Here is an 11278-nt window from a genome sequence, read left to right on the forward strand (position 1 = left end):
GCCCCGGCGAGGCCGTCAAGAACGCAATATGAACGACGACCTCTTCAAGAGCGATGAAAAGCCCGTGCGTCGGCCTCGAAAGGCCGCGCAGGCCCCCGTGCCGGAAAATTATGGCGCTGACCAGATTGAAGTCCTTGAAGGGCTCGAACCGGTCAGACGGCGCCCGGGCATGTATATCGGCGGAACCGACGATACGGCCTATCATCATCTCGCGTCTGAAATTCTCGACAATGCGATGGATGAGGCCGTGGCAGGCCATGCCAGCGTTATCGACCTCGCCCTTGAGGGACCCCGCCTTTTGATGGTGCGCGACAATGGTCGCGGTATCCCGGTCGATCCCCATCCCAAATTTCGCGACCGCTCGGCCCTGGAGGTGATTTTCACCACACTCCATGCTGGCGGGAAGTTTTCGGGCAAGGCCTATGACACGTCAGGCGGTCTGCATGGCGTTGGCTCATCGGTGGTCAATGCTCTTTCGGACCGGCTGGAAGTCGAGGTTGCCCGCGAGAAGCTCCTATGGCGTCAGGATTACGCCCGCGGCAAGCCGGTCACGCCCCTGCAGCAGGTTGGCAATGCGCCCAATCGCCGGGGGACCACCATACGCTTTTCGCCCGATCCCGAGATTTTCGGCGGGCTCAGCTTCTCCCCGCTGCGGCTCTATCGTCTTTGCTGCTCCAAGGCGGCGCTGTTCCGCGGTGTCACGATCCGGTGGAGTGTCGATCCCTCGCTGCTGAAGGCTGGGGACGAGATACCGGCCGAGGCGACCATTCACTTTCCCAATGGTCTGGCAGACAGCCTGAATGCAGAGCTGGGTGCCAGCCCCGCCTTGCTGGCACCGGTCTGGGCGGGCGAGGCAGAGTTGCCCCAGGCCGCTGATGGCCGGACCGGGGGCAAGCTGGAATGGGCCGTGGCGTTTCTGGAGCAGGGAGCGTCGAGCATGACCTCCTATTGCAATACCATTCCAACCCCTCAGGGCGGTACGCATGAGGCCGGCTTCAGATCGGCTCTCGTCAAGGGGCTGCGCGCCTGGGGTGAGAGCCGCAACATGAAGCGTGCGGCGGCAGTAACGGCGGAAGATGCGCTCGGTGCGCTGGCGGTCAAGCTCTCGGTCTTTATTCGCGACCCGCATTTTCAGGGTCAGACCAAGGAAAAGCTGACGACGCAGGAAGCCAGCCGCCTCGTCGAGGGTGCCTTACGCGACCGGCTCGATCACTGGCTGGGCGGCAACCCGGCTCAGGCAGATAACCTTCTGGCTTTCATCATCGAGCGCGCCGAAGAGCGTCTGCGCCGACGCGAAACCAAGGACACGCCGCGCAAGAGCGCCACGCGTCGCCTGCGCCTGCCCGGCAAGCTGACAGACTGCACGCGCGAAAACGCCGCCGACACCGAAATCTTTCTGGTCGAGGGCGACTCGGCTGGTGGTTCAGCCCGTCAGGCCCGCGATCGTGAAACGCAGGCGGTGCTGCCGCTACGTGGCAAGATTCTCAATGTAGCCTCGGCTACGGCGGACAAGCTCAAGGCCAATCAGGAACTGCGTGATCTGGTCGAGGCGCTTGGCTGTGGATCGGGCTCAAGCTTCGATGTCGCCCGACTGCGCTACGGCCGCGTGATCATCATGACCGATGCTGACGTGGATGGGGCGCATATCGCGTCTCTGCTCATGACCTTCTTCTACCGCGAAATGCCCGATCTGGTGCGCAAGGGCCATCTCTACCTCGCCCAGCCGCCCCTTTATCGCCTGACACATGGGGCCAAGACCATCTATGCGATGGATGATGATGACCGCGTGCGCCGCCTCAAGCGCGATTTCAAGCAAGGCGCAAAGGTCGAGATCTCGCGATTCAAGGGGCTTGGCGAAATGCCCGTGAAGGATCTAAAGCAGACAACCATGGACCCCGCCAAGCGCACGCTGCTGCGCGTTGTCACCCCGCCGGAGGACAGGGCTCTCACGAGCGATCGCGTGGAGAGCCTGATGGGACGCAAGCCTGAGCTGCGCTTTCGCTTCATTCAGGAGCACGCCCGCACGGCGGAATTGCTCGACGTCTGATGGCTGCTTTCGATCACCCCACCTCAACCCGTCTCGACAAACTTGGTGGCCTTGCCCTTCTGATTGGTGGAATTTCCTCCTTTCAGGTTGGCGCGGCGCTCGCCAAGAGCCTGTTTCCGCTCTTCGGAGCGGAAGGCATGGTGGGGCTACGCGTCTGTCTGGCCGCCGTCATTCTGCTCGCCGTCATGCGACCCGGCCCGTCCGTGCTCAAACCGGGCATGTGGAAGCTGCTGCTGCCTTATGGCGCCTCGATGGCGGTCATGAATTTCGCGTTTTATATCGCTCTGGTACGGCTGCCGCTTGGTCTCGTCGTTGCCTTCGAGTTCATGGGACCGCTCTCGCTCGCGCTTATCGGCTCACGTCGCCTGCTCGATCTGCTTTGGGCGGGTATGGTTCTGGGTGGCCTCTATCTGCTGCTGCGCCCCGACCATGTGGAAGGCCATCTGGACCCGATTGGCGTGATCGCAGCGCTCACCAGCGCGGTTGGCTGGGTCGTCTATATTCTGACCGGCACGCGTATCGGACGTGTCATGCCTGCGGCACAGGCCACAACACTGGGAATGACCACAGCGGGCATCCTGCTACTGCCCTGGCTGATACCGGCCATCTCGCCCGCCATCACGCATCCGCATCAGGGGATGCAGGCCGTGGGTGTGGCGGTTCTCTCCTCCGCTGTGCCATATATTCTCGACATGATGGCCATGCGGCGCCTTGGGCCGCGCGATCTGGGTATTCTCCTCAGTCTGGAGCCCGTACTGGGCTCCATTTCCGGCCTCCTGCTGCTGGGTGAGTCACTCTCCGTGGCGCGATGGATGGGGGTGCTGTGCATTGCGGGGGCTTCGGCAGGCAATGTTCTGACCTCGCGCAAGCCCCCTCCGGATGGTGAAACCGTTCCCCCCACCTGAAGAAATACGAACATCGGGGTGATAATGGCGTCGTGTTAACGGCCTTGTCATGCAACAAGCCGGTCGAGACATCGTTCTGATCCTCGAAATCCCGATTTGCGGGATATGTATTGAGGAGATTACTGATGCGTCGACTGATGAGTGCGGGCGCTGCCCTTGTTGCACTGTCTGCCGGGTTTGCTGTTACGCCGGCTTCTGCCGCCGCCCCCGGTGATGATAGCTCTGCTCGCAGCGTTGCCATGATGAAGGCAGACCAGGTGAACGCCACCCGTGACTTTGGCCGTCTGTCCAAGGACGGGCAGAAGGCATTTGCCAATATCCTTCTGGCGCAGCAGGCCCTGACAAACAACCAGAACGGGCAGGCACAAAGCCTGATCAACGATGCCGAGGCCCGCCTGGAAAAGGCCGCCAAGGATAGCAAGGCCTTCATCAAGGCCGAGGATGCCATGCAACCTGTCCCGAGCCACGGCATGCCCAAGCGCGTTGCCGCCAATGGCGTGCCCCTGCACTGGCTGCCCGTGGGCGGCGAATATGCCGTGACCGATACGCTGGCTCCGGCGCAGCAGACCGCTCTTGCCAGTGCGAACCAGCATCTCAAGGCGGGTGACACCAAGCTGGTCAATCAGGATCTTCAGGTTGTCGGCACGAGCGTACAGTATGTCGTGGCTCTGGCACCGCTGGAAATGATCTCGGGTGACGTGCATCGCGCTTCCGTATTCATGGATGGCGGCGATACGAAATCGGCTGCCGATGCGCTGCAGAACGCTGTCGACTCAATCCTGTTCGTTTCCGGTGATGTCGTAGCTGTCACGCATCCGTCTGCCGCCAAGCGTCACAAGATGGCTCATAGCCCCTCCTGATCTCCTGCCCCTCTCCTCTGGCCCTGTGCACCCCGCTACGGCAGGGCGTGCAGGGTCGGGTTTCGAGGGATGGAAATCAGCCTAGCGTATCCGGCCGAAAAGCTTTTCCAGCTCGTCCCGTCCAAGGCGCAACCATGTTGGCCGACCATGCGAGCACGTGCCTGCGCGCGGCGTCTGCTCCATCTGTCGGAGGAGCGCCGCCATCTCGTCCTGCTGTAGCCGTCGTCCGGCACGGATACTGCCGTGGCACGCCATGCGGGCAATCACGGCATCAATACGACGCTCCAGAGCCGCGCTGTCCCCCGGCGTCAGGTCGGGATCTGCTGCCAGTTCTTCGGAAAGATCGCGCAGCAAGGCGCTCCCGTCACCGCCCTGAAGCAGTACGGGCATGGTGCGCAGCAGCACACTGCCTCCCCCGAAGGATTCGATCTCCAGACCCAGCGCCTCGAGCGCCTCTTTCCACTCCATAAGTCGCCCTGCCTGACCGGGCGGCAGGTCGATGACCTCGGGAAGCAGGAGGCGCTGCGCCTTGAGCGACCCACTCGTGTACTGAGCCAGCAGTTTCTCATGGGTCAGACGTTCATGGGCGGCATGCTGATCGACAAGGATCAGATCACCATCCTGACCGACAGCGAGGATATAGGTATCGAAAACCTGTGCGACCGGCGCGCCGAGTGGAAAGCGCGCCATTTGAGCCGCATCTGGCTGAACCAGCGGGCGGGATGACGGCTCGAATGCAGCCAGCGACGCGACAGGTGAGCGGTCATCGCGAGGATTGTCCGGCTCTTGAAAGCCACCATACGGGCTGACAGACCCCGTTGCCATGGGAGCGCCATTCCCGGTGAGCGCGGCATGGCTCGCCAGAAAACCCGACGTCAGGCGCACTGGGTCGGGCGGTGGATAGTGAATGGCCTGACGCGAAGGGGCGGCAAAACGTATCCTCACGCCGCCCTCACCCGCGCCATGCCCCAGAGCGCGTTGCATGGCACCGATCATCAGACCGCGCACATCGGCCTCATCGGCAAAACGCAGTTCGGTCTTGGACGGGTGCACGTTCACATCGACGCGGTCATGAGGCAGTTGCAGGTGGAGCGCCAGAACAGGATGACGTCCCGGTTCGATGACAGGACGATAGGCGACACGTATGGCCGTCTTCATCAGCGGATCAGCAACGGGGCGGTTATTCACGACCAGAAACTGGGCGGCTGCCGTGGCCCGCGTGGCCGCGGGCCCACAGATGAAACCGCTCAGATGCAGGCCATTGCGCTCCTCATCCAGTGCGATCAGGGAGTCGCTTTCACCCAGAACCGCCTGAACGCGGGCGATGGTCGAATGGGCAGGGAAGTCGAAAACCAGACGCTCATCCAGCGTGAAACGCATGGCACAATGCGGGGCAGACAGTGCCAGTCGGCGCATCACTGCCTCGGCATGGCTGCCCTCCACGCGGGCGGATTTGAGGAACTTGCGTCGAGCGGGTGTGGCAAAGAACAGATCGGCTACCACCACGCGCGTTCCCGGCGCACCGGGTGCGGGGGATGGGGGCGTCAGGACGCCTCCCTCAAGGCGCAATTGCCACGCGGTATCGGCATCATGCGGGCGTGAGGTCAGGCTCAGTCTGGCTGTAGCACCGATGGAGGGCAAGGCTTCACCACGAAAGCCCAGCGTGACGATACGGGTCAGTGTCTCATCGGATAATTTGGAGGTGCAGTGTCGCTCGACAGCCATGAGCATGTCATCGGGCGACATGCCACAGCCGTTATCGAGAACCTCGATGCGGTCGCATCCGCCGCTGGCCAGAGCCACCTCGATACGGGTCGCGCCGGCATCGAGCGCATTCTCGACCAGTTCCTTCAGGGCAGCAGCCGGGCGCTCCACCACCTCGCCTGCCGCGATCAGATCGATCACATGGCTGGAAAGGCGGCGTAATTTGGGCTGAGGCTGGGGGCGCTCAGACGGCGTCATGACCAGGCATCAGAAGACGCCGAGGAACGCGCTTTTCGACTTCTTGGTAGGCGTGGCACCGGTGGAGGGGTTCTGGCCCAGGGCAGAAGCACGCTGGATGCGACGGTTTTCTGCTTCGCTGTCGACAACGCTGCCTGCATTGCCACCACGCCAGAACATGAGTTCATCGGTCAGACCCGCACCGGCAGCGCCGAGCTCGGCATTGTTGGGGGCCTTCGATGCCTGATCCACCTGACCGACCAGAGCCTGCTGACCGGCGCTGTTGCTGCCGGAAGTGGGGTGCAGGGCTGCATTGGGCGAGAGCGTTTCAAGCGCCTGGATACGGGGGTTTTCCTCCGCCGTATGGTCACCCTGCCCCGGCAGGCTCAGCTGCTCTGACGGCGGCATGGAGAGGGGCGCACGGGTCGTGACCGTATACTCATCCGGCATCGAGCGTTCGAGACCGAACGCGCGCGAGACGTCAGAGCCGGAGCAGGCCGGAAGGAGCGCTGTCAGGCCGAGAACCGGCAGGACGCGGAGGACGGACGGAAGGGAGAGCTGAGCCATATCGGACCCGATCCTAAATGAGCGTTTCGGCATCGACAAGAGATCAATGCTCGCGATGTACCGAACCGTGATCGGAGGCGCCATCCGAAACAGGTGAGGGCTTTCCGCTGGAAGCTGACTGGCGACGATCTGCCAGAATGGAGTCGATCACCCAGGCAACCACACCACAATCAATGGCCGAATCGGCAACGTTGAAAACATACCAGCTCCAGCCATAGGCATGGACATGAATGAAATCGACCACAGCGCCAAAGCGCATACGGTCGATGACATTCCCGACCGCGCCGCCGGCAATGGCAGCCGAGGCAATGGCCACGACCATGCGCGACGTACGCAATGTCTGCCATAGCAGGGCCAACACGGCGACGAGGGCCACTGTGCAAAACAGCAACGGCCCGTAGCGGCCGACGCCGCCGAGCATCCCAAACGTCACGGCGTGGTTCCACACCATCGTGAAGTTCAGCCCCGGCGCAATGACCACGCTCCCTTTTGCGGGAAGGTCAAAGACGTTCAGGATCCACCATTTGCTGCCCTGATCGGCGCAAAGCACCACGATGAACGCTGCCAGACCGGCCAGCAAGGTTGCCGGCCGACCGAAGGAGAGTGTGACTTTGGCTGATTTCACGCTGTCACCACATCGCTACAGCGCAGGCAGAGACCCGGATGGGAGGTCTGGCTCCCGACTTCGGGCAGCACACGCCAGCAGCGCAGGCACTTGCTGCCCTCTGCCTCGCCCACACCCGGCCCCGGATGAGCGCTGACAACGCCCTCGTGCTCGGTGGTGGCGCTGTCATCGATATAAAGCGACGGCACATTGGTCAGGAGCTGGATATCGGCCTGCGAGACAATGGCGAGTTCAGCCCAGTCGACGTCCCCAAACACGGCCTGTTCCTGTTCGGTCAGGGGCAGGCTGAGACGGGCTTCGAGCGACGAGCCGATCACGCCACCCCGACGCGCGCCCTCAAGCTCGGTCGTGATGACGCGGCGCAGAGCACGGATACGGTTCCAGCGCTCGCCCAGAACCGTATCATGCCAGGCGGGATCGGGCTCGAGGAATGCCTGCAGATGCACCGAACTCTCTTCGCCAAAGCGCGATGTCCAGGCTTCTTCAGCCGTGAAGACCAGAACCGGTGCAAGCCAGGTGGCGAGGGCACGGTGCAGGATATCGAGCACGGTGCGGGCAGCACGACGACGCAGTGAGGACGGCGCATCGCAATAGAGCGCATCCTTGCGCACGTCGAAATAGAAGGCCGAAAGATCGGTCGTGCAGAACCCGTGCAGCATCGGATACACGCCCACCCATTGATGGGTCTGGACCGCCTGCTTGAGAAGACCGCCCAGATCGCTCAGGCGATGCAGGATATAGCGCTCCAGCTCGGGAAGCTGCTCGAAAGGTACCGCCTCTTCAGGGGTAAACCCGTCGAGCGCGCCCAGCAGCCAGCGCAGCGTGTTGCGCAGTCGACGATAAAGCTCACCCTGCTGCTTGAGGATCTCGTTGCCGATACGCAGGTCTTCGTTGCTGTCGGAATTGACAACCCAAAGGCGAAGGATATCCGCGCCCAGCTTGTCGGTCACTTCCTTGGGGGCAATCACATTGCCCAGCGACTTCGACATCTTGCGGCCCTGCTCATCGAGCACGAAGCCATTGGTGACGATGGCCTTCATGGGGGCCACGCCACGTGTGCCGACGCTCTCGAGCAGCGAGGACTGGAACCAGCCGCGATGCTGATCGGAGCCCTCAAGGTAGAGATCGGCCGGGAAATTCAGGCCATCCTGACCCAGCACGAAGCTGTGGGTCGAGCCGCTTTCAAACCAGACATCGACGATGTCGAACACCTGTTCGTACTGCGCGGGGTCACGTCCCTCACCCAGGAAGGTGGCAGGGTCAGCGCTGTACCAGATATCGGCACCATGCTCGGCCATGGCATCCACGATACGCTGCATGACCGCCGGATCACGCAGCACCTCGCCCGTGCTCTTTTCCACGAAAACGGCAATCGGCACGCCCCAGGCGCGCTGTCGACTGATGCACCAGTCAGGGCGCTGTTCGATCATGGAGGTGAGGCGGTTGCGTGCGGCCTCCGGGACGAAGGTGACATCTGCCAGCGCATCCAGCGCCTTACGACGCAGGGCCTGATCGCCATCCATGCGGATGAACCACTGCGGGGTGGCGCGGAAAATGATCGGCTTACGCGAGCGCCATGAATGCGGATAGGAGTGCACGATGCTCGACCGGGCCACGAGGCCCGCAGCGGCATCGCCATTGGCAGCCCAGCGCTGCGCCGCCTCGGTCAGGGCATTGCAGACCGGGTCAGCCGCCTTGAACACGTGGATACCGGCAAAATGGGGAACCCACGGCGCATAGGTGCCGTCATCCTGCACCAGTTCGGGCACTTCAATGCCGTATTGCCGTGTCAGCAGGAAGTCGTCCTGACCATGAGCCGGGGCCATGTGCACAAGGCCCGTACCGGCATCGGTCGTCACGAACTCGCCGGGCAGCATCGGCACATCGAATTCATAGCCACAGCCACGCAGCGGGTGGGCACAGATCGTGCCCTCGAGCGCCTCACCGGGCAGGGTGTAGAGAATGTGATGGTCCTGGATACCGGCCTGCTTGCAGAAATCGCTTACGCGCTCTTCGGCGACCAGAAAACGTGAGCCGGGAGCAACGAGGCTGTTCTCTTCCATGATGTCGGCACGCAGCACGACATAGGCAATTTCAGGCCCATAGGCGAGGGCGCGATTGGCCGGAATCGTCCAGGGCGTGGTGGTCCAGATAACCGCAGAAGCCCCCTGAAGAGCCTGACCGGGCGTCGGATCTGCCTCAATGGGGAAGGCCACATGGATCGTGGTGGAGGTGATGTCGTGATATTCGATCTCGGCTTCAGCGAGCGCTGTCTTCTCGACCGGGCTCCACATGACCGGGCGCAGGCCGCGATACAGTCCGCCATTCAGCAGGAACTTGCCGATCTCGCCCACGATGGCAGATTCGGATGAAAAATCCATGGTGGCGTAGCGGTTCTTCCACTCGCCCTGCACGCCCAGACGCTTGAATTCCTCGGCCTGGATGTCGAGCCAGCGACGCGCGTACTCGCGACATTCGGCGCGGAACTGCAGAACAGGCACATCGTCCTTGTTCTTGCCTGCCTTGCGGTATTCTTCCTCGACACGCCATTCGATCGGCAGACCGTGACAATCCCAGCCAGGCACATAGCGCACACGGGCGCCATTCATGCGCTGGGCACGGTTGATCACGTCCTTGTTGATCTTGTTCAGGGCGTGACCGATATGCAGGTGACCGTTTGCATAGGGCGGGCCATCATGCAGGGTGAAGACCGGCTTGCCTTTGCCTGCCTCGATAATGCTCTCATCCAGCCCCATCGACTCCCAGCGCGCCAGAATTTCCGGCTCACGTGTCGGCAGATTGCCACGCATCGGGAAGCTGGTACGGGGCAGAAAGACCGTGTCGCGATAACGGTCCTGAGGATCTTGGCTTTTGGAATCAGGCATTTTCGATCAATCGACGGAGTCAGGGAACCGGGAGTTATGCGAATAGGGAGGCTCGCGGGTCAAGTGCCGAGGTGCAATGCGGCGAGGATCGGGGCTGGATAACGGTCGGCGAAGGAATGGATCTGGCAACGATATACGCTGCCTTCACTGTCAGGAGGCATGTCATCAATCTGTATTTGATGTTACCATTACTGAAAATACGGGAAAATCCGATGAAGAACCTTATCCTGCTCGCTCTTTCAATCGTGTCGTGCCTGGCATGTACAGAGTCTCGTGCTGGAGAGTTCAAATTCGATACTGAAATCACGATTGCACAGATCGACAGGGTGGTTGCCGTTCTCAACAAAAAAGCACCCGATTATGAAAATGAGATGGAAACGATCACGGCGACCAGTCGGGACGGGCGGATTCTCGTTGAGGAAATCGAACTGACCCGGGAGGCTGACAACTGTATCCAGACGTTCTCCAGAGACAAGCTCAAGCAGCTTCTCTATGACGCGACGGCCAATCGTTACTGCAACACCAATCTGAAGTTTCTGATGGACGGAAATGTGTCGCTAAAACTGATCTTTTTCCTGCATGGCAAGGAGTTCTATCGCGTTCTCCAGACCCCGTTTTCATGCACGATCGTCAACTGACCAGGCGCACCCCGATCACAACCCCAGCCCGCTGCCTATCGGCCTTACGATCGGCGAATTCTCGTCGTCGGAAGGCCGGGCCCGGAACAGACGGCATCGAGTGTCGTGTCGATCTGCTCACCAAGTGAAGCGAGGTCCTGCCGCAGGAAATCGCGCAGGCGCATCAAGCGTGAAACGCTCTCACGGCGGCGGTTCTCTTTTTGGGCGATATGCTGTTCCATTGCCTGCATCTGATACATTTGCATCGCACCGAACATGACAGCCTCCCACGCCTCATTAACCGTGGGTAATCTATAACATCATGTCATGTGAGATAAAACATCTAAAACTTCACAAAAAAGGCAAGTCCACCTCAGGCCCTTCCTGTCAGGGTCATCGTCCAATGATCCCCGCCTGATGCGGCATGTAGCGATCGCAAACGGGTCAACAGTGATCCCACGTGGATTTCGAGCTTGTGACCGTCGGGATCGAGAAAATAGAGCGAATCGCCTTCGCTTCTGTTCTGCTTCCAGAGCGTTACCTTGCCGAGGAGCCTCTCACACATCGGGGTAAAACCTGCGGGCTCGACAGTGAAAGCCAGATGGGAGTCATCACGCCGGGAAATGGCTTGCGAGTCAGGCAGCAACTCAAGACAAAGCCAAAGGGAGCCAGCCTCGAGATACGCTCCCTTCTCCCATCTCTCACGAAGGGCGCAGCCAAGAAGATCGCGGTAAAACGGAATCGACCGATCGAGATCGCGAACACAGAGCGTGACGTGATTGATGCCCCTGATCAGACTTCTGTCAGACAAAACCAGGGTCTCGCGTGTTC

Annotated in this window: 10 protein-coding genes; 4 read left to right on the forward strand and 6 right to left on the reverse strand. The window is 61.2% G+C overall.

The features are described from left to right. Nucleotides 1–28 precede the first annotated feature (28 nt). The 3 genes from parE (at nucleotide 29) to P5689_RS05980 (ending at nucleotide 3812) form a co-directional block, all read left to right on the forward strand. Nucleotides 29–2047 (forward strand): DNA topoisomerase IV subunit B, encoded by a 2019-nt coding sequence (gene parE, locus P5689_RS05970; protein ID WP_023979353.1) that lies wholly within the window; start codon nucleotides 29–31, stop codon nucleotides 2045–2047. Continuing rightward, nucleotides 2047–2952 (forward strand): DMT family transporter, encoded by a 906-nt coding sequence (locus P5689_RS05975; RefSeq protein ID WP_285532469.1) that lies wholly within the window; start codon nucleotides 2047–2049, stop codon nucleotides 2950–2952. Before parE ends, P5689_RS05975 begins: the two co-directional genes overlap by 1 nt. 125 nt (nucleotides 2953–3077) lie before the next feature. Continuing rightward, nucleotides 3078–3812: a YfdX family protein gene (locus tag P5689_RS05980; protein ID WP_285532470.1), complete on the forward strand. Its 735-nt coding sequence runs from the start codon at nucleotides 3078–3080 to the stop codon at nucleotides 3810–3812. A gap of 81 nt (nucleotides 3813–3893) precedes the next feature. On the opposite strand, the gene mutL is transcribed toward P5689_RS05980, so the two are convergent. The 4 genes from mutL to ileS are packed head-to-tail and all read right to left on the reverse strand — an operon-like array spanning nucleotide 3894 to nucleotide 9830. Next, a complete protein-coding gene (gene mutL, locus P5689_RS05985; RefSeq protein ID WP_285532471.1) occupies nucleotides 3894–5774 on the reverse strand; it encodes a DNA mismatch repair endonuclease MutL in 1881 nt (626 codons plus the stop codon). 9 nt (nucleotides 5775–5783) lie between these two features. Continuing rightward, nucleotides 5784–6320, reverse strand: coding sequence for a DUF3035 domain-containing protein (locus P5689_RS05990; protein WP_285532473.1), 537 nt, complete (start codon nucleotides 6318–6320; stop codon nucleotides 5784–5786). Nucleotides 6321–6363: 43 nt separating this feature from the next. After that, on the reverse strand, nucleotides 6364–6945 hold the full coding sequence (gene lspA, locus P5689_RS05995; RefSeq protein WP_023979348.1) for a signal peptidase II: 582 nt from the start codon (nucleotides 6943–6945) through the stop codon (nucleotides 6364–6366). Next, entirely contained in the window at nucleotides 6942–9830 is a 2889-nt protein-coding gene (gene ileS, locus P5689_RS06000; RefSeq protein ID WP_285532474.1) for an isoleucine--tRNA ligase, read from the reverse strand. Before ileS ends, lspA begins: the two co-directional genes overlap by 4 nt. 212 nt (nucleotides 9831–10042) lie before the next feature. On the opposite strand from ileS, the gene P5689_RS06005 reads away from it, so the two are divergent. Beyond that, nucleotides 10043–10468 (forward strand): hypothetical protein, encoded by a 426-nt coding sequence (locus tag P5689_RS06005; RefSeq protein WP_023979347.1) that lies wholly within the window; start codon nucleotides 10043–10045, stop codon nucleotides 10466–10468. A 44-nt stretch (nucleotides 10469–10512) separates the two neighbouring features. Here P5689_RS06005 and P5689_RS06010 read toward each other — a convergent pair whose 3' ends face one another. Then, on the reverse strand, nucleotides 10513–10725 hold the full coding sequence (locus P5689_RS06010; RefSeq protein WP_023979346.1) for a hypothetical protein: 213 nt from the start codon (nucleotides 10723–10725) through the stop codon (nucleotides 10513–10515). A 95-nt stretch (nucleotides 10726–10820) separates the two neighbouring features. Further along, the gene (locus P5689_RS06015; RefSeq protein WP_023979345.1) at nucleotides 10821–11243 is read right to left on the reverse strand and encodes a fosfomycin resistance glutathione transferase; all 423 of its coding nucleotides are present in this window, start codon (nucleotides 11241–11243) and stop codon (nucleotides 10821–10823) included. Nucleotides 11244–11278: the final 35 nt, after the last annotated feature.

The organism is Asaia sp. HumB, from assembly GCF_030263835.1.
Taxonomy (GTDB): domain Bacteria; phylum Pseudomonadota; class Alphaproteobacteria; order Acetobacterales; family Acetobacteraceae; genus Asaia; species Asaia bogorensis.